The organism is Psychrobacter sp. TB20-MNA-CIBAN-0197 (assembly GCF_040309765.1).
GTDB classification, from domain to species: Bacteria; Pseudomonadota; Gammaproteobacteria; order Pseudomonadales; family Moraxellaceae; genus Psychrobacter; species Psychrobacter submarinus.
Window position 1 is genome coordinate 1 of sequence record NZ_JBEOPC010000791.1, and the last position, 263, is coordinate 263.

Annotated in this window: 1 pseudogene; it reads right to left on the reverse strand. The window is 47.1% G+C overall.

Going from position 1 to position 263, the window contains the following annotated elements:
• A pseudogene (locus AAEY83_RS16010) lies at positions 1-263 on the reverse strand (YcxB family protein); the annotation flags it as partial.

A 263-nucleotide genomic window follows, 5' to 3' on the forward strand; every position in this document is an offset into this window, starting at 1 on the left:
GTCTCGTCCCAGCTTTTGACCGCTGTCCATGGAATAACCGCTTGTTGGGTCGCTCCTGCACGCATTTGCATGCCACGCATTTGCGAGTTTTTCATCATATCAGGTTGATTGGTTGGCATCGCCATGACCAAGCCATGTTTTTGTACACCCAACTTCATCTGGCGCATCTCATCTGGCATCTCTTGATCAGCCACTTGTTTTTCAAACTCTCTTTTGACGTACCATTTAAAACCTAAGGTACGCACCAACAGATAAACCACGAC